The organism is Streptomyces sp. TLI_053, assembly GCF_900105395.1.
Classification (GTDB): domain Bacteria; phylum Actinomycetota; class Actinomycetes; order Streptomycetales; family Streptomycetaceae; genus Kitasatospora.
Genome location: NZ_LT629775.1, coordinates 6,597,091 through 6,616,884 on the forward strand (window position 1 = coordinate 6,597,091; position 19,794 = coordinate 6,616,884).

The window sequence follows — 19,794 nt, forward strand, 5'->3', positions numbered from 1 at the left end:
CTTTCGACGCCGGGGTTCCGGCGCCGTCATCCGCGCAGCAGGGCCAGTGCCAGCAGCGCACCCGTCGCGGCGGTCTCCACCGTCGCGCCGAGCACGTCCCCGGTGATCCCGCCGAACCGCCGCACGCACCGCAGCAGCAGTGGCCCGGCGGCGGCGGTTCCGATCACAACGGCCAATGGCAGCAGGAGGGCTGACCATCCGTCGAGCAGTCCGGCGAGGCCGAGCAGGGCCGCCGCGGCCCCGGTCGAGGCGAGCGCCGCACCCGGCGTCACGGTGCTCGCCACCATCGCGCCCAGTCCGCCCGGCCGGGCCGCCGGCACCGTGCGCAGACAGCCCCAGGCGAGCGCGCAGCGCCCGGCCACCGCCGCCAGGAGCACCGCGAGCGCGCCCCGCAGCGGGGAATGCGCGAACTGCCCGGCCAGCGCGGCCACCTGCGCGAGCAGCACGAGCACCAGGGTGAGCACGCCGAACGGGCCGATGTCCGACTGCTTCATGATCCGCAGCGCGTCCTCGGCGGGCTTGCCGCTGCCCAGGCCGTCCGCGACGTCCGCCAGGCCGTCCAGATGGAGTCCCCGGGTGAGCACCGCCAGCAGGGCGACCGCCGCCACCGCCCCGAGCGGCCCGCCCGCCCGCCAGGCGACCAGTGCCCCCGTCGCCCCGGCGAGCGTCCCGAGCACCGCCCCGACCAGCGGCGCGGCCACCATCGCCCGCCCCCCGGACGCCCGGTCCCACCGGTCGACCCGCACCGGCAGGACCGACAGGGTCCCGAACGCGAACCGCAGCCCGTCCCGCAGTCCCTCCCGCAGCCCGTCCCGCACCGTCAACCACCCACTCCCGTCCGGTGCCCGGCCGGGCACCGCGCGTGCCGGGGGCCCGGGGCCCGTCGGTCGCGACGGATCCCGGGCCCCCGGCCCTTCCTGACGTACTCGCTACAGCTTGCCCAGCAGCTCCGCCGCCGTCGGCAGCCGGGCCGGCTCCTTCGGCGCCGCCGGTACGTACGCCGTCGGCGGCTCGTCGGCCAGCGTGTCCGCCGCGGCCTGGAGCAGCGGCAGCGCCATCAGCGCGCCGACGCCCTCGCCCATGGTGATCCCCTGCTCCTGCAGCGGCGTCAGGGTCAGCCGGTCGTACGCCTTGGCCTGGGCCGGCTCGCCGCTGGTCTGCCCGGCCCGCCACCACTCCGGCGCCCGGAACGCGATCCGCTGCGCGACCAGCGCGCAGGCCGCCGAGACGACCCCGTCCAGCACCACCGGCAGCTTCCGCACCGCGGCCTGCAGCAGGAAGCCGGTGATCGCCGCGAAGTCCGCGCCGCCCGTGGCCCCGAGCAGCGCCAACTGGTCTCCCAGCACCGGCCGGGCCCGCCGCAGCGAGTCGCGCACGGTCGCGCACTTGACCATCCACACCCGGTCGTCGATGCCCGAGCCGCGTCCGGTGACCGCCGCCGCGTCCGTCCCGCAGAGCGCGCCGACCAGGACCGCCGCCACCGTGGTCGAACCGACCCCGAGGTCGCCCAGCACCACCAGGTCGGTCCCGGCGTCGGCCTCCTCGTCGGCGACGGCCATCCCGGCCCGGAACGCCGCAGCGGTCTCCTCGGGGCTCAGCGCGTCCTCGACGTCGATCCGCCCGGAGCCGCGCCGCACCCGGTGCGCCGTCACCTCGTCGGGGAAGTCCGCGGCTTCGGCGTCGACCGCGACGTCCACCACCCGCACCTCGGCGCCGAAGCGCCGGGCGAGCAGCGCGACCGGCGCGGTGCCGTCGAGCACGGCCCGCACGCGCGCGGCCGTGCCGCCCCCGGCGGGCAGCCGGGAGACCCCGACCCGGGCCACCCCGTGGTCGGCGGCGAACAGCACCACCTTGGGCGCCGACAGCGGCCGCACGGGGGAGCGCCCCTGCACGGAGGACAGCCAGGCGCCCAGCTCCTCCAGCTTGCCGAGGCCGCCCGGCGGCCGGTCCAGCTCCTGCCACCGCTCCTCGGCGGCGCGCCGGGCGCTCTCGTCGGGGCGCTCGACGAGCGAGGAGAACGTATCGAGATCCACGGTCGTGTCCATCGTCCGGAAGGCTACACGCCGTACGTGTTCACCGGAGGGGCGCCGGTGCCGAAAGGGAGCAGGGCCCGGAGCCCCCGACGAAGGAGGCGGCGCCGTGCCCGCCGACCGTCGGCGCCGGGCCGAGCGTCCCGGAGGGAACCGGGCGGCAGGTCCTCACCCGGCGGCGGGCTTGACGGTGAGGACCTGCCCCGCCACCACCAGCAGCACACGCTCGGAGGCGTCCGCCACCGCCATGTTGAGCCGGCCCAGGGTGTCGCGGAACCGGCGGCCGGCCGCGGTGGCCGGGACGACGCCCATACCGACCTCGTTGCTGACCGCCACCACCTGCCGCCGGGTCCCCGCCCAGGCGGCCGCCAGCGCCGCGCAGCGCCGCTGCACCCCGGCCTCGCCGCCGTCCGCCCAGACCGCGTCGTCCCAGGCCCCGCACTCGTCCATCACCGAGGTGAGCCACAGCGCCAGGCAGTCGACCAGCACCGGCGCCGGGTCGGCGGTGTCCGCCAGGACGGCCTCCAACTCGCAGGTCTCGGCGGTGCGCCAGCTCGCCGGGCGCCGGTCCCGGTGCAGGGCGACCCGCTGCGCCCACTCCGCGTCGCCGTCCCGGGTGCCGCCGGTGGCCACGTACAGCACGTCGTCGTACCGGGCCAGCAGCTGTTCGGCCCGGGTCGACTTGCCGGACCGCGCGCCGCCGAGGAGCAGGGTGCGGGGGAGCGGTGCGTCTGGTGTCATGCACCCATCCTCGCGCACGGCGCATACCGAAGATCCGGCCGGGCAACCTGAGGGCTTAGGGTGCGCAGCACAGAGCGCATCGCTGGTCGTCGGCGGGAGGAGCCGGGCATGGTCTGGACGTGGCGGTACGAGAAGGCGGACGGCACGGTGGTGGCCCCGGGCAGCGGGCAGGCGGAGGAGTTCGCCGGCCAGGGCGACGCGGAGACGTGGATCGGGGAGAACTGGAAGCAGCTGGCCGAGGACGGGGTGGACCGCGCGGTCCTGCTGGACGACGACCGCGAGATCTACACGATGAGCCTGCACGAGGGCTGATCCGGTCCGAAGGAGCGAGGGTCGCCCGCCGGTGCGCGGGCGGCCCCCGCCGGGCCCGCCCCGGCGGGGCTACTTCATCCCGACGACGTGCAGCAGCGCGGCGACCTGCCGGTACGGGTCGGTGCGCCCGGCGCGTTCCTCGGCCTCCAGCAGCTGGGCGAGCTGCCGGCCGTCCACGGGCGGCGCGTCGTCGGGGGTGCTCTCGGTGAGGACCCGGACGCCGTACCAGTGCCGCAGCGGCACGGACACCTCGGAGAGGGTGACGGCGAGGTCGCCGATCCGGTCGGCACGGGCGGCCAGACCGAGCCGGTTGTAGTACCGGTCGCTGTCGAAGGCCTCCAGGGCGGCGCGCCAGTCGCCGGCGGCCGCGGGCCGCAGGGCGAGCGCGTCGCGGTTGCGGACCACCAGCGAGAGCAGCCCGCCCGGGGCGAGCAGCCGGGCCAGCGAGGCGATCATCGGATCGGGGTCCGGCAGGTACATCAGCACGCCGTGGCAGAGCACGACGTCGAAGCTGCGCGCCCCGAACCAGCGCCCGCACTGGTGCCCGTCGCCGATCAGCAGCTGGATCCGCTCGCGTACGGCGTCGGGCTCCCCGGCCAGCGTCTCCTGGGCGGCGCCGAGCGCGGCCGGGTCGGAGTCGATGCCGGTGACGTAGTGGCCGGCCCGGGCCAGCCGCAGCGCCTGGGTGCCCTGGCCGCAGCCGATGTCGAGCACGCGCTGGGCGGCCCGTCCGGTGAGCTGCTCGGCGAGCTGCCGGGCGACCATCTCCTGCCGGACGAGGTTGCGCAGGGTGCCGGAGCGTCCCGGAGCGGGGCCGGTGCCGCCGGCGAAGGAGCCGCTGCGCGAGGGCAGCCGCCGCTCGTGGCCGTGCCGCTCGTACCCGTCGCGCTCCTGCGCGATCCGGTCGTGGCCGCCGCCCCCCTGGCCGGGGAGCGCGTAGAGGCCGGGCCCGTCCCACAGGGGAGGGGCCCAGCCGGAGTCCACCGGTTCGGCGGTCAGGGCTTCTCCCCGCGCCGCACCTGCGGCTTGGGCAGTCGCAGCCGGCGCATCTGCAGGATGCGCATCAGGCCGTACGCGACCGCGCCGCGGGTGTTCTGCCCGGCGAAGCGCTCGGCGAGCTGCTTGCGCAGGCCGAAGCCGAGCCGGACGAAGTCCAGGATCACCAGGACGAAGAAGAGCAGGAACAGCAGCGTGGAGAGCAGCTGCAGGGCCGGCACCTTGACGATGCTGAGCACCAGGATCAGCACGGCGGCGGGCAGGAAGAACTCGGCGAGCGACCAGCGGGCGTCCACGTAGTCGCGGGTGAACTTCCGCACCGGGCCCTTGTCACGGGCCGGCAGGTGGCGCTCGTCGCCGTCCATCAGCGCCTGGCGCTGCTTCTCGCGCTCGGAGCGCATCCGCTCGCGGGCCTGGCGGGAGGCCTCCTTGCGGTCCTTGGGCACAGTGACCCTGGTCCGGCGGTTGGTCTCGGCCTCACTGCGCTTGGGCGTGGGCCGTCCCTTCTTCGCCTGCGGGTCGCGGGTCTGCGTCTTGCCGTCCTGCTTCTCCAGCACGGTGGCGGAGGCGGCGGCATCATCTGAACGGCGTCGGAACACACCACCAGCCTACGGGGTGCGGCGACGCTTCTCCGGGCCCCCCGGGAACCGAACGCGTATCGATCGCGTCCCGGACCGGCCGCGACGGCTCCCGGGGGGGACCGCGGGGGGACCGCGGGGGGAGCCACGGGGGGAGTCCCGTAGGGGATCACTCCGCTGACCGGCGGGTGGAATGAGGGCGGGATCCACCCCGCGGATGAGGCTTCCCGGGACCGACCTGTAGCAGGCTTGTTGCAGGCAGGTGCACTGCGGCGACGGGCTCGCTGCAACTACACTCGTCGTGTCTGGTAAGAGACTGATACCGCAGGCCGGAGAAGGGGGCACCCGAGGCCCATGAGCGACGGAATCATGAAGCGTATGGGGCTGATCTTCCGCTCCAAGGCGAACAAGGCCTTGGACCGGGCGGAGGATCCGCGTGAGACGCTCGATTATTCGTACCAGAAGCAGCTCGAGCTGCTGCAGAAGGTGCGTCGTGGCGTCGCCGACGTGGCCACCTCGCGCAAGCGTCTGGAGCTCCAGCTGACCCAGCTGCAGCAGCAGTCGGCGAAGTACGAGGACCAGGGCCGCAAGGCGCTCTCGCTCGGCCGGGAGGACCTCGCCCGCGAGGCCCTCACCCGCAAGGCGAACATGCAGTCCCAGATCAACGACCTGGAGGTGCAGTACCAGCAGCTCCAGGCCGAGGAGGAGAAGCTCACGCTCGCCTCCCAGCGGCTGCAGGCCAAGGTCGACGCCTTCCGCACCAAGAAGGAGACGATCAAGGCCACCTACACCGCGGCGCAGGCGCAGACCCGGATCGCCGAGTCCTTCTCCGGTATCTCGGAGGAGATGGGCGACGTCGGTCTGGCGATCCAGCGGGCCGAGGACAAGACCGCGCAGATGCAGGCCCGGGCCGGTGCGATCGACGAGCTGCTGGCCTCCGGCGCGCTCGACGACGCCAGCGGTCTCGGCCGCAAGGACGACATCGAGGCCGAGCTGGAGCGGGTGGCCGGCGGTTCCGACGTCGAGCTGGAGCTGGCCCGGATGAAGGCCGAGCTGACCGGGGGCTCCCCGGCCGCCCCGCAGGCGATCGAGCAGGGTCGCCCGCAGGACGCCGCGCCGCAGCAGCAGGACGGCCCGCGGATCAACTACAACAAGTAGTCGGAGCCGCAACCGACCTGAGCTCCGCCCCGGAGCACCTCCGGGACCATCCCCAGGAACAGGGAGACGCACGGCATGATCATGCGGGTCATGGGTGAGGGGCAGTTCCAGGTGGGCGAGGCCCATCTGAACCGGCTCAACGAGCTCGACGACGAGCTGCTCACCGCACTGGAGTCGGGGGACGAGGAACACTTCCGCCGGGCGCTCGCCGAGCTGCTCGGCGCCGTGCGGGAGTTCGGCACCCCGCTGGCGGACGATTCGCTGGAGCCGTCCGACCTGATCCTGCCGGACTCCGAGGCCACCATCGAGGACGTCCGCGAGATGCTGCGGGCGGAGGGCGACGGCCTCATCCCGGGCATTCCCGAGTAGCCGCCGTCTCGCGCCAGACACGGGGGCGGGCCCCCTCCGCACGGAGGGGGCCCGCCCTTTGTCGCTGCCCGGACCGCTCACTGCCCGGACCGTTCGCTGTCCGGACCGGATCGCTCGCGGACCGGGCGAATCGTTACGGCAGGGCCAGCATCCGGTCCAGCGCCGCCTTGGCGTACTTCTCGGTCTCCGGGTCGACCTTGATCACGTTCGGCACCCGGCCCTCGACCAGCGACTCCAGCGCCCACACCAGGTGCGGGAGGTCGATCCGGTTCATGGTGGAGCAGAAGCAGACCGCCCGGTCGAGGAAGACGACCTCCTTGTCCGGGTGCGCCTTGGCGAGCCGGCGGACGAGGTTGAGCTCGGTGCCGATGGCCCACTTGGAACCGGGCTCGGCGGCGTCCAGCGCCTTGATGATGTACTCGGTCGAGCCGACCATGTCGGCGGCCGCGACGACCTCGTGCCGGCACTCGGGGTGCACCAGGACGTTGACGCCGGGGACCCGCTCGCGCACGTCGTTCACCGAGTCCAGGGTGAACCGGCCGTGCACCGAGCAGTGGCCGCGCCAGAGGATCATCTTCGCGTCCCGCAGCTGCTCGACGGTCAGGCCGCCGTTCGGCTTGTGCGGGTTGTAGACGACGCAGTCGTCCAGCGAGAAGCCCATGTCCCGCACCGCGGTGTTGCGGCCCAGGTGCTGGTCGGGCAGGAACAGGACCTTCTGGCCCTGCTCGTACGCCCACTCCAGCGCCCGCCGGGCGTTGGAGGAGGTGCAGATGGTGCCGCCGTGCCGGCCGGTGAAGGCCTTGATGTCGGCGGAGGAGTTCATGTACGAGACCGGGACGGTCACGTCGGCTATCCCGGCGTCGGTCAGCACGTCCCAGCACTCGGCGACCTGCTCGGCGGTGGCCATGTCGGCCATCGAACAGCCCGCGGCGAGGTCCGGCAGGACGACCTGCTGGGCGTCGCCGGTGAGGATGTCGGCCGACTCGGCCATGAAGTGCACACCGCAGAAGACGATGTACTCGGCCTCCGGGCGGGCCGCGGCGTCCCGGGCGAGCTTGAAGGAGTCGCCGGTGACGTCGGCGAACTCGATCACCTCGTCGCGCTGGTAGTGGTGGCCCAGGATGAAGACGCGGTCGCCGAGCGCGGCCTTGGCGGCGCGGGCGCGCTCGACCAGGTCCGGGTCGGAGGCCGGGGGGAGGTCGCCGGGGCACTCGACGCCGCGCTCGCTGTTCGGGTCGGCCTGGCGGCCGAGCAGCAGCAGAGCGAGCGGCGTCGGGGTGGGGTCGACGCCGTAGGTCTCGGTGATGGTGGTGGTCACGGGCGGGTGCCCTTCTGTGCGGCCGATCAAGCGGTGCAGCCTTTTCGTCTAACTGACGCAATCTATGATAACCGGTTAGCGTCAGAGTGACGATGGCCATCCTGTCGATGTGACGAGAACCGCTCGCCGGTTCGGAGCCTTCCCGGGCCCGCCCGGCGTGGCCGGAACCGGATTCAGGTCCGGCCGGGTTTCGCTGGTGGCATGAAGGCAATCGCGATCCACCACTACGGCGGCCCCGAGGCCGTCGAGTACACCGACCTCCCCGACCCGAAGGTCGGCCCGGACTCGGTACTGGTGCAGGTCAGGGCGGCCGGGGTGAACCCGGTCGACTGGAAGGTGCGGGACGGGCTGCTGGACGGCCTGCTCGACGCGCACTTCCCGCTGGTGATGGGCTGGGACGCGGCGGGCGTGGTCCGGGCCGTCGGCGGCGGCGTCACCGAGTTCGCGCCCGGCGACGAGGTCTACGGCTATGTGCGCAAGGACACGGTCGAGCACGGCACCTATGCCGAGCTGGTGGCCGCTCCGGTCCGCACCCTGGCCCGCAAGCCGGCCGCGCTGGACTGGGCGCAGGCCGGCGGACTGCCGCTGGCCGGGCTCACCGCCCTCCAGTCGCTGCGGGCGGTGGGGGTCGGCCCCGGTGACACCGTCCTGGTGCACGCCGCCGCCGGCGGGGTCGGCCACCTGGCCGTGCAGATCGCCCGCGCCCTGGGGGCCCGGGTGATCGGCACCGCCGGCGAACGCAACCACGACTATCTGCGCGAGCTCGGCGCCGAGCCGGTCCGGTACGGCGAGGGACTGGCGGAGCGGGTCCGGGCGCTGGCCCCGGAGGGGGTGGACGCGGCCCTGGACCTGGTCGGCGGGGACGCCGTCGAGGTCTCGGCCGGACTCGTCGCCGACCCGGCGCGGATCGCCTCGATCGCCGACTTCGGGGTCAAGGCCCGCGGCGGCCGGTACGTCTGGGTCCGCCCGGACGCCGCCGGGCTCGCCGAGCTGGCCGCGCTCGCCGACGAGGGACGGCTGACCGTGACCGTCGCCTCCACCTTCCCGCTCGCCCAGGCCGCCTCCGCCCAGGCGCTGAGTGCCGAGGGCCGCACCCGGGGCAAGATCGTCCTGCTCACCGGCTGAGCGCCGTCCGGCCGACCGGCGGACGTCCTCCCGTTGTCATCCGCCAGCGGTGAACTCGCTCCTGACATCCGCCAGAATGGAGCCGAACCGTTTCGGCGGGCCGCCGCCGTCCCCCGGCGGGCGAGGGCCCGCCCCGATCCCGACGCCGCACGACCCGTGGAGCCCCGCACCGATGAGCAGCAGCCCAGCGAACGAGACGGCCGGGGCCTCCCTGGACGAGACCGACCGCCTCCTGCTCGCCCGGCTGGCAGGGGACGGCCGGGCCTCGTACGCCGAGATCGGGCTCCAGGTCAACCTCTCCGCCACCGCCGTCCGCCGCCGGATCGACCGGCTGCGGGCGCGCGGGGTGGTCCGCGGCTTCACCGTGGTGCTCGACCCCTCGGTGCTCGGCTGGCAGACCGAGGCCTTCGTCGAGGTCTACTGCCGCGAGCGGACCGCCCCCGAGGAGATCCTCGCCAGCCTGCGGCAGTTCCCCGAGGTGGTCGCCGCCTGGACGGTCACCGGCGATCCGGACGCGCTGGTCCACCTGCGGGCCGCCGACATGCGCCACCTGGAGGCGGTCATCGAGCGGATCCGCCGTGAGCCCGGCGTCCAGCGCAGCCGCTCCTCGGTGGTCCTCTCCCAGCTGATCGGCTAGCGCGCGACCGCGGCGCACGCCCTGCGGGAACCTCCCCGTTCGGCCCATTTCGCCCCCCGCGCAGGAATCCTGCGCGGGGCCCGCCGAAGACGCCCGAAAGCTGCCCGACCGGCCGCGTTCCGACGCGCGGGGAGGGCCCGCCGCTGCCTACGCTGATCATGTCCGGCCGTGCGGTGCCAACCCCCCCCGTTCCACCGGACCCTCCCCGACCCCCACAGCCGAGAGGGACACCCGTGTCCGCAGCCCCCGACCGCATGCACCGGCCCGACAGCGACCTGGTCGACCTGGTTTTCGACTACATGCGCGAGCGGCTGCAGTACGACCCCGTCCCGCTCGACCACCCCGGTGACGGCGAGCACCTGCGCGCCCAGCTGTCCGGCCTGCTCAACCAGGACGGCAACGACCCGGCCGACGTGCTCAAGCTCTACGACCACGAGCTCTCCCGCGCGGTGATCTCCGCCGACAGCCCGCGCTACCTGTCCTTCATCCCGTGCGCCCCCACCAAGGCCGCGCTGCTCTTCGACATGGTGGTCTCCTGCGCCTCGCTCCAGGGCATCTCCTGGCTGGAGGCGGCCGGCGCGATCGCCGCCGAGAACCAGGTGCTGCGCCTGATAGCCGACCGCGCGGGCATGCCGGACTCGGCCGGCGGCACCTTCGTCTCCGGCGGTTCGGCCGGCAACCTCTCCGCCCTGGTCGTCGCCCGGGACACCGCCCGCCGCCGGCTGAACGTCGGGCCGGAGGCCCGGCTGCGGATCGCGGTCGCCGACCAGGTGCACTCCTCGGTGAAGAACACCTTCAACATCATCGGCGTCGAGGCGTTCAAGGTCCCGACCGTCGACCGCCGGTTCACCGGCGAGGCGCTGCGCGCCGCCCTGGCCGCCGACCCGAACCCGGAGACGGTGATCGCCGTCGTCGGCACCGGCGGCACCACCAACGAGGGCATCGTCGACGACCTCCAGGGCCTGTCCGAGGTCGCCCGCGAGCGCGGGCTGTGGTTCCACGTCGACGGCGCCTACGGCGGCGCGGGCCTGTTCGCCCCCTCCGTCCGCGAGCGCTACAACGGCATCGAGCACGCCGACTCCTTCGTCGTCGACCCGCACAAGTGGCTGTTCGCGCCGTTCGACTGCGCCGCGCTGATCTACCGCAACCCGCAGCTCGCCCGTGCCGTGCACACCCAGGACGCCTCCTACCTGGACGTGCTGCACACCGAGGGCGACGAGTGGAACCCCACCGACTACGCCTACCACCTGACCCGGCGCGCCCGCGGTCTGCCGCTGTGGTTCTCGCTGGCCGTGCACGGCGTCCAGGCGTACACCGACGCCATCGAGGCCGGCCTGACGCTGGCCCGGGAGACCGCGCAGCTGATCCGCGACAGCGAGCACCTGGAGCTGCTGTTCGACCCGCAGCTGTCCGCGGTCTGCTTCAAGCGCAACGGCTGGACCAACGACGACTACTACCGCTGGTCGCAGCAGCTCCTCGCGGACCAGATCGGCTTCGTCACCCCGACCGGCTGGGACGGCGAGACGGTCGCCCGCTTCGCCTTCCTGCACCCGGGCACCACCATGGAGATGGTCAAGGAGATCCTCGACACCATGGAGTGACACCCGCGGCGCACCCGCCCCGAAGCGCACCGACCCCCGCCCGGCCCCGGCCCGGCGGGGGTCGCGCGCGTCCGGCGTGATCCGGAGGAGCGCCCCTAGAGCAGCCCGCCGTCGGGGATGTACGGCGCCGGCGGGCGCATCCCGCGCAGCCCCAGGTACCCCCGGGTCGCCACCGACAGGCCCAGCTCGAGGCCGACGTCCAGCGCCCACTCCTGCTCGGCGGTCAGCGCCTCCACCCGCGCCTCGACCCCCTCCGGCACCCGGGCCAGCGCCTCGCGCAGCAGCCGGGTGGCGATCCGCTTCGAGGTGGCCGCCAGCAGCCGCACCTCGCCGCCCTCCCGGTAGCAGTAGCCGCTGCCCGCCAGGGTGTCCGCGACCAGCACCTCCTCGCAGTGCGCGAGCAGCAGTTCGTGGTCCGGGCCGTGCGCGGCTCCGCGCAGCCGCCGGTCCACCGAGTCCAGCAGGTGCCGGTGGGTGGCGTTGCCGGGGTGCACCGGGAGGTCCCCCGGGTCGACCAGCCGGGACCGGTCCACCCGCCCGGTCAGCTGCATCGCCGGGTGCAGCGTGAACCCGGCCAGCCGGTACCGCCGCACCGCCGCCGGCGACGGCGAGGCGCACAGCATCCCGCGCAGACAGCCGCGCCCGTGCGCGAGGGCCCGCTCCAGCAGCAGCCGCCCCACCCCCTTGCCCTGCGCCTGCGGCAGCACCACGAGCAGCGCCAGCACCCAGACGCCCTCGCGGCGCAGCGCCAGCACCGCGCCGACCGGCCCGCCGTCCAGCTCGGCCATCCAGCAGCCCTGCGGATCGGTGCGCGCGAGGTGTCTGGTGCGGGCCAGCTGGAACACGGACGCCGGGGGCGGCCCGGTGAGCGGCGGGGCGTCGGGGAGCGAGGCGAACGCGGCGGCGGCGATGTGCCGGACCGCTTCCGCGTCGGCGGCGGAGTCCTGGAGCGGGCGCAGGAGCATACCCACCATCCTGACCGCCGGGCCCGCGCCGCGGGGCCGGTTCGCCCGGATCGGTCCGAGCGGGATGCGGCCCGGGGCCGCCGGTGTGCGAGCATGGAAGGCGTATGGGGAACGGGTGCACGCCCGGCCCACGGAACACCGCCGCCGAGAATCCACCGAAAACACTCCGTCGTCCGGGAAATGAATCCGGACGGCCGTCGGTTGGTACTGGCGGCAGACCGTCGTCAAGACCGGGAGAACGCAGATGACCGTCCAGGACGAGACCACCGTCGAGAGTGGCATCCTCCTCACCGATGCCGCCGCGGCCAAGGTCAAGGGCCTGCTGGAGCAGGAAGGCCGGGACGACCTGGCGCTGCGCGTCGCCGTCCAGCCCGGCGGTTGCTCGGGCCTGCGCTACCAGCTGTTCTTCGACGAGCGCTCGCTCGACGGTGACGTGCTGAAGGACTTCGACGGTGTGAAGGTCGTCACCGACCGGATGAGCGCCCCGTACCTGGGTGGCGCCACCGTCGACTTCGTCGACACCATCGAGAAGCAGGGCTTCACGATCGACAACCCGAACGCCACCGGCTCCTGCGCCTGCGGCGACTCGTTCAGCTAGTCGGTCCGCGGTCGGCCGGCCGGTCCCCGGTCAGCAGGTCGACAGCGGTCCGGCACGAAGGCGGCCCCCGGGATCCCGGGGGCCGCCTTCGTCGTGTCCGCGCGCGGTCCGCGCCGGGGTCACGGGTTGCCGGGGACGTCCGGGACCACCGGATCCGGGCCGATCTTGGCGTCCGCCTCGAGCGGCACCTCCTGCCCGGTCGCCAGATCGGTCACCGCCCGGCCCTGGAGCGGCTGCTTCAGGTCGGCCGTCACGGTCTGCCGCTTGGCGAGCTCGGCGCAGGCCTGTCCGGCCGGGACCGGCGCCGCCGTGGTCACCCGGACGTCCACCCGGCCCGGCTTGGACTCGTCGGCCTTGAGCGCGTAGCGCTGGCAGATGCCGCCGTAGAACCAGATTGTCAGCTTGTTGCCGTCCACCCGGTAGGTGATCGCCGGGTGCACCGGCGAGCCGCTCCCGGTGCCGTTCGGCGGCGGCTCGCCCACCGCGATGCCGTTGCCGCCCGGGGGAGTGGGCGCCGGGGTGGGGGTCGTCGCGGGCGCCGCCGGCTTGGTGGCGGGCGCCGGACTGGCCGGCCTCGGGTCCGGGGCGGTGACCGTCGGGTCGACCGGCGGCGTGGTCACCGGGGTCGGCGCGGTCGGGGCCGAGGTCGCGGCCGGGGCGGCCGGGTCCGCGCTGCCGGTGGCCGCGCCGGGCGAGGCGGAAGCGCTCGCCGGGGCCCGCTCCGCGCCGGAGGCCGCCGTGTCCGAAGCCGCTTTGGTCCCGCCGTCGCACCCGGCCAGGACGGCCACCGCCGCCAGGGCGAGGCCGGCCAGCGCCGTCGCGCGGGCCCGGCCGGAACGCCTGGGCATGCTCTCCAGATCCATCTGAACTTCCTCCCGAGGGCTCAGCGGTACGCCTCGGCGGCCGCACCGCGGGGATGTGACGTGGCCCGGACGATTCCGGTTCCCCGTCCGTCCCCGCCGTCCCCCGGGACCCTGGGCAGCCCCGCTCAGGACCCGTACTCGGGCATCGACGCGACCACGCGCCGGGCCCGGGAGGGGACGCGGAAGCCTGAGCCGGCCGGCGCGCTGTCCTGCGGGCCGGTCGCCAGCAGCGGCCAGAAACGCCGCAGCCGGTGCGAGGAGTCCACCAGCGCGTCGAGCGACTCACCGTCGGCGTCGCCGAGCAGGGCGGGCGGAACCCGCAGCGGGTGGTGACTGGGCAACATCGGCCATCAACTCCGATCCACCTGCCGTGGCAGCGCCGCCACGGTCCCGGTCGGGGCCGGGAGGAGCCCCTGACTGCGACCCTAGGCCGGGCGTCCGGCAGTCACCAGAGCTACCCCGGGGTAGTACACCTTCGGGGGTGGCGGGTGACAGCAGTCGGCCGGGATCGCACCCGGCGTCTTGCTGGGGCCCCGGGCGCGCCGGGTACCGTGGGTGGGTTCCACCCCCGTTGTTCCATGGCCCCGCTGCCATCCTGAGGAGACCCCGTGCGTATCGCCGTCGCCGGTTCGATCGCGACCGACCACCTGATGACCTTCCCCGGCCGGTTCGCCGACCAGCTGGTCGCCGAGCAGCTGCACACCGTGTCGCTGTCCTTCCTGGTCGACACCCTCGACATCCGCCGCGGCGGCGTCGCGCCGAACATCGCCTTCGGCATGGGCGTGCTCGGCCTGCGCCCGGTCCTGGTCGGCGCGGCCGGCGCGGACTTCGCGGAGTACCGCAGCTGGCTGGAGCGCAACAACGTGGACTGCCGGTCCGTCCACATCTCCGAGACCCGGCACACCGCGCGCTTCATGTGCACCACGGACGAGGACCACAACCAGATCGCCTCGTTCTACACCGGTGCCATGGCCGAGGCCCGCAACATCGAGCTCAAGCCGATCGCCGACCGCGTCGGCGGCCTCGACCTGGTGCTGATCGGCGCGGACGACCCGCAGGCGATGGTCCGCCACACCCAGGAGTGCCGCACCCGCGGCTACGCCTTCGCCGCGGACCCGTCGCAGCAGCTGGCCCGCCTCGACGGCCACGACATCCGCCAGATCGTCGACGGCGCCGCGTACCTCTTCACCAACGAGTACGAGGCCGCGCTGATCGAGTCCAAGACCGGCTGGGACGCGGAGGAGATCCTCACCCGGGTCGGCACCCGGATCACCACCCTCGGCAGCAAGGGCGTCCGGATCGAGCGCAAGGGCGAGTCCCCGATCGTGGTCGGCTGCGCCCCCGAGACCACCAAGGCCGACCCGACCGGTGTCGGCGACGCCTTCCGGGCCGGCTTCCTGGCCGGTCTGTCCTGGGAGCTGGAGCTGGAGCGCGCCGCCCAGCTCGGCTGCATGCTGGCCACCCTGGTGATCGAGACCGTCGGCACCCAGGAGTACGAGCTGCGCCCGCACGACTTCCTGCAGCGCTTCGTCGCGGCCTACGGCGACGAGGCCGGCGCCGAGGTCCGCGCGCACCTGGTCAACTGACCCGCCGCACCAGGTAGGCCGAGCCCCGGTCGCCGCCGTACTCGGCGGCCGGGGCCTCGCCCAGGTACTCCTGCTCGCGCATCCCGCACCAGGCCGGCACGTCCAGCCGGGCCGCCTCGTCGTCGGCCAGCACCACGACCGTGCCGCCCACCGGGACCTCGCCGATCCGCTTCGCCAGTTCGATCACCGGCAGCGGGCACCGCTTGCCCAGCGCGTCCAGGACCAGCGGCCCCCCGTCGTGCTCCCGGGCCGCGGCGGGTGCGGGCAGGTCCAGGCCCAGCGGGGCGCGGACGCCGGCCACCAGCTCCGGCAGCACGGTCAGGAAGCGGTCGACGTCCGCCCCGGTGGTGCCGAACGGCAGCGAGACCCGGACGTTCCCCTCGGTGAGCACGCCCATCGCGGCCAGCACATGGCTCGGGGTCAGCGTGGACGAGGTGCAGGAGGAGCCGGAGGAGACCGCGAACCCGGCCCGGTCCAGTTCGCCCAGCAGCACCTCGCCGTCCACGTACAGACAGGAGAAGGTGACGATGTGCGGCAGCCGCCGCACCGGGTCGCCGACCACCTCCACCTCGGGCACCAGCCGCGGCACCCGGGTCCGGATCCGCTCGACCAGCTCGTGCAGCCGGGCGTTCTCCCGCTCCGCCTCGGCCCGTACCGCGCGCAGCGAGGCCGCGGCCGCGACGATCGCCGGCACGTTGACGAAGCCCGGAACCCGGCCCGCCTCCCGCTCGTCGGAGGGCAGCGGCGAGACGTAGCGGACGCCCTTGCGCACCGCGAGCACCCCGACCCCGGCCGGTCCGCCCCACTTGTGCGCGCTGGCGGTGAGCAGCGACCAGCCGGTCGGCAGGTCCGTCCGCCCGGCGCTCTGCGCGGCGTCCACCAGCAGCGGCACCCCGCCGCGGAGCGCGGCCACCTCGTCGACCGGCTGCACCGTGCCCACCTCGTGGTTGGCGGACTGCAGCACGGCGAGCGCGGTGTCCGGCCGCAGCGCGGCGGCGAAGACCTCCGGGTCGACCCGGCCGTGCCGGTCCACCGGCACGGCGGTCACCTCGCCGCCCTCGGCCAGGTGCCGTTCGGCGCTGTGCAGCACGCTGGAGTGCTCGACGGCGGAGTGCGTCAGGTGCCCGCCGCGCCGCCGGTTGCCGCGCAGCGCGCCCAGCACCCCGAGCTGGACGGCCTGGGTCCCGCTCGAGGTGAAGGCGATCTCGTCGGCCCGGCAGCCGATCACCTCGGCCACGGTCTCCCGCGCGGCGTCCAGCAGCATCCGGGCCTGGCGCCCGGAGCGGTAGAGCCGGGCGGGGTCGGCCCATCCCTCGTCCAGGGCGGCGGTCAGCGCCTGCCGTGCGACGGGGTGGAGCGGTGCGGTGGAGGCCACATCGAAGTACACGGTCACATTTAACGACACGGACGGGTGTGTCCGGGGTTCCGAGGGCGCCTCACCCCCCGTCAGTCGATCATCCCGAATGTCCGGATAGTCCGCTCCCGACGGGGCGTCACCACGTTGTCGGAGGTCATCCCTCGATCGGGCGTACGGACCCCTAATGCCTAGGATGACCTGCGGCGCAGCCCCTGCCGGGCCTGATCGGGTGTTCGGGCGGCGCGTTACTGGGACCTGCCCGTCAGCAGCGCATAAGGCTGGAGTAGGGTTTGGCCCGCATAAGCATTCAAACCGTGCCCGTGGTCGGGTCGCCGGGGAGGGAAAGCCTCCCCGGGGCGACGCGAAGGCGGGCGAGACTTCGGGAAGGCGCTACGTGAGTCCCAACGGCTCCGACCGCTCGCCGCGGCGCACGATGCGGCGGAAGCTGCCTCAGGCGCTGGCACTGGGCCTCGTCATCGCGACCGCCACCGGCTGCTCGGCCAACGACCTCCCCAGGCTTGGCCTCCCGAGCCCCGTCACCAAGGAAGGGCCGATGGTCCTCCACATGTGGCAGGGCTCCTGGATCGCGGCGCTGGTGGTCGGCGTACTGATGTGGGGTCTGATCATCTGGAGCGTGATCTTCCACCGGCGCAGCCGCACCGGTGTGCAGGTCCCCCCGCAGACCCGGTACAACGTGCCCATCGAGGCGCTCTACACCGCGGTCCCGATCATCATCGTGTCGGTCCTCTTCTACTTCGTCGCCCGCGACGAGTCGAAGCTGATCTCCGTCTCCGAGAAGCCACAGCACATGGTCAACGTGGTGGGCTTCCAGTGGAGCTGGGCGTTCAACTACGAGAACACCGAGAACCCCGACCCGGCCAACCAGCAGGCCGCGTACGAGGTGGGTACCCCCGGCGAGCCGCCGACCCTCTACCTGCCGGTGAACGAGACGGTGCAGTTCCGCCTCACCTCGCGTGACGTGATCCACGACTTCTGGCCCATCAACTTCATGATGAAGATGGACGTCGTTCCGGGTGTGGTCAACAAGTTCGAGGTCACCCCGACCGTCAAGGGTGAGTACATGGGCAAGTGCGCCGAGCTCTGCGGCGTCGACCACTCGCGCATGCTGTTCAACGTGAAGGTCGTCGACCGTGCCGAGTACGACCAGCACCTGAAGGACCTCCGGGCCAAGGGTCAGACCGGCGCGGTGCCCTCCGGCATCACGACCATGGGAAGTGAAGAGAAGTGACCATCCTCAACGAGCCCGCCGCGGCCGGCGGGGGCGCCGGGGCCGTCACGGTCGGGGCGCAGCGGACCCGGAAGCCGGGTTCCACCATCATCAAGTGGCTGACCACCACTGACCACAAGACGATCGGCACGCTGTACCTGGGCACGTCGTTCGCCTTCTTCCTGATCGGCGGCATCCTCGCCCTGGTCATGCGCGCCGAGCTGGCTCGTCCCGGGACCCAGATCCTGTCGAACGAGCAGTTCAACCAGGCGTTCACGATGCACGGCACGGTCATGCTGCTGATGTTCGCGACGCCGCTCTTCGCCGGTTTCGCGAACTGGATCATGCCGCTGCAGATCGGCGCACCTGACGTCGCGTTCCCGCGGCTGAACATGTTCGCCTACTGGCTGTACCTGTTCGGCTCGCTGATCGCGGTGGCCGGCTTCCTCACCCCGCAGGGTGCCGCCGACTTCGGCTGGTTCGCCTACGCGCCGCTCTCCGACGCGGTCCGTTCGCCGGGCATCGGCGCCGACATGTGGATCATGGGTCTGGCCTTCTCCGGCTTCGGCACGATCCTCGGTGCGGTCAACTTCATCACCACGATCATCTGCATGCGCGCGCCCGGCATGACGATGTTCCGGATGTCGATCTTCGTCTGGAACGTCCTGCTGACCGCCGTGCTGGTCCTGCTGGCCTTCCCGGTGCTCGCCGCCGCGCTGTTCGCCCTGGAGGCGGACCGCAAGTTCGGGGCGCACGTCTTCGACCCGGCCAACGGTGGCGCGCTGCTCTGGCAGCACCTGTTCTGGTTCTTCGGTCACCCCGAGGTGTACATCATCGCGCTGCCGTTCTTCGGCATCGTGTCGGAGATCATCCCGGTCTTCAGCCGCAAGCCGATGTTCGGCTACTCCGGCCTGATCGCGGCCACCATCGCGATCGCCGGTCTGTCCGTGACGGTGTGGGCCCACCACATGTACGTCACCGGACAGGTGCTGCTGCCGTTCTTCTCCTTCATGACCTTCCTGATCGCGGTCCCGACCGGTGTGAAGTTCTTCAACTGGGTCGGCACCATGTGGAAGGGCTCGCTGAGCTTCGAGACCCCGATGCTCTGGACGGTCGGCTTCCTGGTCACCTTCCTCTTCGGCGGTCTGACCGGTGTCCTGCTGGCCTCCCCGCCGATCGACTTCCACGTCTCGGACTCGTACTTCGTCGTCGCCCACTTCCACTACGTGGTCTTCGGCACCGTCGTCTTCGCGATGTTCGCCGGCTTCCACTTCTGGTGGCCGAAGATGACCGGCAAGATGCTCGACGAGCGCCTCGGCAAGGTCACCTTCTGGACGCTGTTCATCGGCTTCCACACCACCTTCCTGGTGCAGCACTGGCTCGGCGCGGAGGGCATGCCCCGCCGCTACGCCGACTACCTGGCCGCCGACGGGTTCACCACCCTGAACACCGTCTCGACCATCGGTTCGTTCCTGCTCGGCCTGTCGATCCTGCCGTTCCTCTACAACGTGTGGAAGACGGCGAAGTACGGCGAGAAGGTGACCGTCGACGACCCGTGGGGCTACGGCCGTTCGCTGGAGTGGGCGACCTCCTGCCCGCCGCCGCGGCACAACTTCCTCACCCTGCCCCGGATCCGCTCCGAATCCCCGGCCTTCGACCTCCACTACCCGGAGATCGCCGCGCTGGACTACCTGGAGTACCACGGTGAGCCGGCCAAGCACTTCGCCGGTGTGACCCCGGCGAAGTACGACGCCCCGAAGCTCGGCAAGGGCAAGAAGGAAGGCGACGCCTGATGAGGGAACAGGGCAAGATTTTCCTGGGCCTGGCGGTCTTCGTACTGGCCATGGCGATCACCTACGGCCTGTGGACCAACAGCTCCGACCACGGCATCGAGGCCGCGGGCACCACCGCGCTCTTCCTCGCCTTCGCGCTGTGCGCCTTCATCGGGTACTACCTCGCCTTCACCGCCCGCCGGGTGGACAGCGGCGCGGGTGACAACCCCGAGGCCGAGGTCGCGGACGACTCCGGCGAGCTGGGCTTCTTCGCCCCGCACAGCTGGCAGCCGCTCTCGCTGGCGGTCGGTGGCGCGCTGGCCTTCCTCGGCGTGATCTTCGGCTGGTGGCTGCTCTACTGGTCGATCCCGGTCATCCTGATCGGCCTCTTCGGCTGGGTCTTCGAGTTCTACCGGGGCGAGAACCAGAACCAGTAGGACCGGTTCTCTCCCACAGGGCCGGGCTTCCCGCACGGGAAGCCCGGCCCTGTTGCGTCCCCGGAGTGACCGCCTCACCCCGCCGGCCCAACCGGACGCCGTTCGGATGTCGCTCAGCCGGAG

20 protein-coding genes and 1 pseudogene are annotated in these 19,794 nt (G+C 72.9%); 11 read left to right on the forward strand and 10 right to left on the reverse strand.

Features of this window, described 5'->3' with window-relative positions; all coding sequences use genetic code 11:
• Window positions 1-26: 26 nt before the first annotated feature.
• The 3 genes and pseudogenes from BLU95_RS27345 to cobU all read right to left on the reverse strand — a co-directional run.
• A complete protein-coding gene (locus BLU95_RS27345) occupies window positions 27-824 on the reverse strand; it encodes an adenosylcobinamide-GDP ribazoletransferase (protein ID WP_231977810.1) in 798 nt (265 codons plus the stop codon).
• Window positions 825-929: 105 nt separating this feature from the next.
• Window positions 930-2,045: a nicotinate-nucleotide--dimethylbenzimidazole phosphoribosyltransferase gene (locus BLU95_RS27350; RefSeq protein WP_093862310.1), complete on the reverse strand. Its 1,116-nt coding sequence runs from the start codon at window positions 2,043-2,045 to the stop codon at window positions 930-932.
• Window positions 2,046-2,198: 153 nt separating this feature from the next.
• Window positions 2,199-2,765: pseudogene (gene cobU, locus BLU95_RS27355) on the reverse strand (bifunctional adenosylcobinamide kinase/adenosylcobinamide-phosphate guanylyltransferase); the annotation flags it as partial.
• A 114-nt stretch (window positions 2,766-2,879) separates the two neighbouring features.
• Between cobU and BLU95_RS27360 the strand changes: the two are divergent.
• The gene (locus tag BLU95_RS27360) at window positions 2,880-3,083 is read left to right on the forward strand and encodes a hypothetical protein (protein WP_030391529.1); all 204 of its coding nucleotides are present in this window, start codon (window positions 2,880-2,882) and stop codon (window positions 3,081-3,083) included.
• A gap of 69 nt (window positions 3,084-3,152) precedes the next feature.
• Here the strand turns inward: BLU95_RS27360 and BLU95_RS27365 are convergent, their stop codons facing one another.
• Together BLU95_RS27365 and BLU95_RS27370 are read right to left on the reverse strand one after the other, a co-directional pair.
• Window positions 3,153-3,848, reverse strand: a complete 696-nt coding sequence (locus BLU95_RS27365; RefSeq protein ID WP_093865167.1) for a class I SAM-dependent methyltransferase — start codon at window positions 3,846-3,848, stop codon at window positions 3,153-3,155.
• Between the two features lie 230 nt (window positions 3,849-4,078).
• A complete protein-coding gene (locus BLU95_RS27370) occupies window positions 4,079-4,678 on the reverse strand; it encodes a DUF3043 domain-containing protein (protein WP_093862312.1) in 600 nt (199 codons plus the stop codon).
• 333 nt (window positions 4,679-5,011) lie between these two features.
• Between BLU95_RS27370 and BLU95_RS27375 the strand changes: the two genes are divergently transcribed.
• Both BLU95_RS27375 and pspAA read left to right on the forward strand, forming a co-directional pair.
• Entirely contained in the window at window positions 5,012-5,815 is an 804-nt protein-coding gene (locus tag BLU95_RS27375) for a PspA/IM30 family protein (protein WP_078879583.1), read from the forward strand.
• A 75-nt stretch (window positions 5,816-5,890) separates the two neighbouring features.
• Window positions 5,891-6,184 (forward strand): PspA-associated protein PspAA, encoded by a 294-nt coding sequence (gene pspAA, locus BLU95_RS27380; protein ID WP_093862313.1) that lies wholly within the window; start codon window positions 5,891-5,893, stop codon window positions 6,182-6,184.
• A 133-nt stretch (window positions 6,185-6,317) separates the two neighbouring features.
• On the opposite strand, the gene nadA is transcribed toward pspAA, so the two are convergent.
• Complete coding sequence (gene nadA, locus BLU95_RS27385) at window positions 6,318-7,502, reverse strand: quinolinate synthase NadA (protein ID WP_369826238.1); 1,185 nt, start codon at window positions 7,500-7,502, stop codon at window positions 6,318-6,320.
• Between the two features lie 201 nt (window positions 7,503-7,703).
• On the opposite strand from nadA, the gene BLU95_RS27390 reads away from it, so the two are divergent.
• From BLU95_RS27390 to BLU95_RS27400, 3 genes are all read left to right on the forward strand, one after another.
• Entirely contained in the window at window positions 7,704-8,627 is a 924-nt protein-coding gene (locus BLU95_RS27390) for an NADP-dependent oxidoreductase (RefSeq protein ID WP_173862139.1), read from the forward strand.
• Window positions 8,628-8,799: 172 nt separating this feature from the next.
• Window positions 8,800-9,264 carry an Lrp/AsnC family transcriptional regulator gene (locus BLU95_RS27395; RefSeq protein ID WP_093862314.1) on the forward strand — a complete coding sequence of 155 codons (465 nt, stop codon included), beginning with the start codon at window positions 8,800-8,802 and terminating at the stop codon, window positions 9,262-9,264.
• 233 nt (window positions 9,265-9,497) lie between these two features.
• Window positions 9,498-10,865: a pyridoxal phosphate-dependent decarboxylase family protein gene (locus BLU95_RS27400; RefSeq protein WP_093862315.1), complete on the forward strand. Its 1,368-nt coding sequence runs from the start codon at window positions 9,498-9,500 to the stop codon at window positions 10,863-10,865.
• Window positions 10,866-10,960: 95 nt separating this feature from the next.
• Here BLU95_RS27400 and BLU95_RS27405 read toward each other — a convergent pair whose 3' ends face one another.
• On the reverse strand, window positions 10,961-11,830 hold the full coding sequence (locus BLU95_RS27405) for a GNAT family N-acetyltransferase (protein ID WP_093862316.1): 870 nt from the start codon (window positions 11,828-11,830) through the stop codon (window positions 10,961-10,963).
• Window positions 11,831-12,074: 244 nt separating this feature from the next.
• Here BLU95_RS27405 and erpA point away from each other — a divergent pair, with 244 nt between their 5' ends.
• On the forward strand, window positions 12,075-12,428 hold the full coding sequence (gene erpA, locus BLU95_RS27410; RefSeq protein WP_030391519.1) for an iron-sulfur cluster insertion protein ErpA: 354 nt from the start codon (window positions 12,075-12,077) through the stop codon (window positions 12,426-12,428).
• A 119-nt stretch (window positions 12,429-12,547) separates the two neighbouring features.
• On the opposite strand, the gene BLU95_RS27415 is transcribed toward erpA, so the two are convergent.
• Complete coding sequence (locus BLU95_RS27415) at window positions 12,548-13,291, reverse strand: hypothetical protein (protein WP_093862317.1); 744 nt, start codon at window positions 13,289-13,291, stop codon at window positions 12,548-12,550.
• Between the two features lie 125 nt (window positions 13,292-13,416).
• Window positions 13,417-13,635, reverse strand: coding sequence for a hypothetical protein (locus BLU95_RS27420; RefSeq protein WP_093862318.1), 219 nt, complete (start codon window positions 13,633-13,635; stop codon window positions 13,417-13,419).
• Between the two features lie 264 nt (window positions 13,636-13,899).
• On the opposite strand from BLU95_RS27420, the gene BLU95_RS27425 reads away from it, so the two are divergent.
• Window positions 13,900-14,877 carry a carbohydrate kinase family protein gene (locus BLU95_RS27425; RefSeq protein ID WP_093862319.1) on the forward strand — a complete coding sequence of 326 codons (978 nt, stop codon included), beginning with the start codon at window positions 13,900-13,902 and terminating at the stop codon, window positions 14,875-14,877.
• Here the strand turns inward: BLU95_RS27425 and BLU95_RS27430 are convergent.
• Window positions 14,870-16,264, reverse strand: a complete 1,395-nt coding sequence (locus tag BLU95_RS27430) for a cysteine desulfurase/sulfurtransferase TusA family protein (RefSeq protein WP_093865169.1) — start codon at window positions 16,262-16,264, stop codon at window positions 14,870-14,872. The two genes, BLU95_RS27425 and BLU95_RS27430, sit on opposite strands and share 8 nt — an antisense overlap.
• Before the next feature lie 364 nt (window positions 16,265-16,628).
• Here BLU95_RS27430 and ctaC point away from each other — a divergent pair, with 364 nt between their 5' ends.
• The 3 genes from ctaC to BLU95_RS27445 are packed head-to-tail and all read left to right on the forward strand — an operon-like array spanning window position 16,629 to window position 19,671.
• Window positions 16,629-17,483, forward strand: a complete 855-nt coding sequence (ctaC, locus tag BLU95_RS27435; protein ID WP_093862320.1) for an aa3-type cytochrome oxidase subunit II — start codon at window positions 16,629-16,631, stop codon at window positions 17,481-17,483.
• Window positions 17,480-19,255, forward strand: a complete 1,776-nt coding sequence (gene ctaD / locus BLU95_RS27440) for an aa3-type cytochrome oxidase subunit I (protein WP_093862321.1) — start codon at window positions 17,480-17,482, stop codon at window positions 19,253-19,255. Before ctaC ends, ctaD begins: the two co-directional genes overlap by 4 nt.
• Window positions 19,255-19,671, forward strand: a complete 417-nt coding sequence (locus BLU95_RS27445; protein ID WP_045938258.1) for a cytochrome c oxidase subunit 4 — start codon at window positions 19,255-19,257, stop codon at window positions 19,669-19,671. The genes ctaD and BLU95_RS27445 overlap by 1 nt, the downstream gene beginning before the upstream one ends.
• Window positions 19,672-19,794: the final 123 nt, after the last annotated feature.

What these genes read in the sequence shown, in the direction of transcription:
- BLU95_RS27350 (WP_093862310.1), bottom strand. Translation starts at nt 2,045, where the DNA reads ATGGACACGACCGTGGATCTCGATACGTTCTCCTCGCTCGTCGAGCGC.
- BLU95_RS27360 (WP_030391529.1), top strand. Translation starts at nt 2,880, where the DNA reads ATGGTCTGGACGTGGCGGTACGAGAAGGCGGACGGCACGGTGGTGGCC.
- BLU95_RS27375 (WP_078879583.1), top strand. Translation starts at nt 5,012, where the DNA reads ATGAGCGACGGAATCATGAAGCGTATGGGGCTGATCTTCCGCTCCAAG.
- BLU95_RS27365 (WP_093865167.1), bottom strand. Translation starts at nt 3,848, where the DNA reads ATGGTCGCCCGGCAGCTCGCCGAGCAGCTCACCGGACGGGCCGCCCAG.
- BLU95_RS27390 (WP_173862139.1), top strand. Translation starts at nt 7,704, where the DNA reads ATGAAGGCAATCGCGATCCACCACTACGGCGGCCCCGAGGCCGTCGAG.
- erpA (WP_030391519.1), top strand. Translation starts at nt 12,075, where the DNA reads ATGACCGTCCAGGACGAGACCACCGTCGAGAGTGGCATCCTCCTCACC.
- BLU95_RS27420 (WP_093862318.1), bottom strand. Translation starts at nt 13,635, where the DNA reads ATGTTGCCCAGTCACCACCCGCTGCGGGTTCCGCCCGCCCTGCTCGGC.
- pspAA (WP_093862313.1), top strand. Translation starts at nt 5,891, where the DNA reads ATGATCATGCGGGTCATGGGTGAGGGGCAGTTCCAGGTGGGCGAGGCC.
- BLU95_RS27415 (WP_093862317.1), bottom strand. Translation starts at nt 13,291, where the DNA reads ATGGATCTGGAGAGCATGCCCAGGCGTTCCGGCCGGGCCCGCGCGACG.
- BLU95_RS27445 (WP_045938258.1), top strand. Translation starts at nt 19,255, where the DNA reads ATGAGGGAACAGGGCAAGATTTTCCTGGGCCTGGCGGTCTTCGTACTG.
- BLU95_RS27405 (WP_093862316.1), bottom strand. Translation starts at nt 11,830, where the DNA reads ATGCTCCTGCGCCCGCTCCAGGACTCCGCCGCCGACGCGGAAGCGGTC.
- BLU95_RS27395 (WP_093862314.1), top strand. Translation starts at nt 8,800, where the DNA reads ATGAGCAGCAGCCCAGCGAACGAGACGGCCGGGGCCTCCCTGGACGAG.